The sequence below is a fragment of the Mesorhizobium sp. M00.F.Ca.ET.216.01.1.1 genome, assembly GCF_004010325.2.
Lineage (GTDB): Bacteria > Pseudomonadota > Alphaproteobacteria > Rhizobiales > Rhizobiaceae > Mesorhizobium.
Genome location: NZ_SADR02000452.1, coordinates 1 through 301, shown reverse-complemented (window position 1 = coordinate 301; position 301 = coordinate 1). Strand labels below are relative to the sequence as shown.

Here is a 301-nt window from a genome sequence, read left to right as displayed (position 1 = left end):
GGCGATGCTCGCCTTCGTAGATCGAACCGATCGCTTCGCGTAGCGAGTCGAGCATCAACACAGATGCCACGATGGGCAATTCCGCGCTGCCCAGAAAGTTGACGATGCCGTGATTGCCGCCCACCTGCGCATGCAGCCCGGTCAGGACGGCGGTGACAAATACGGTCAGGACCACACCACCGACCGCGTCCGCGAGTACTGCTTTCTTCATTGAGTTCGAATCCTGGGAGGTGGGTGCGACGCGACCAATGCCGGAAGTCGGCACCAATCAAGCCTTACCTGGCCAGACACGCTGCAGCGT

1 protein-coding gene is annotated in these 301 nt (G+C 60.8%); it reads right to left on the bottom strand.

The window, feature by feature from the left end; translation table 11 throughout:
- A partial coding sequence (locus EN859_RS36915; protein ID WP_210237782.1) for a hypothetical protein occupies positions 1-211 on the bottom strand: 211 nt, incomplete at its 3' end.
- Between the last annotated feature and the right edge of the window lie 90 nt (positions 212-301).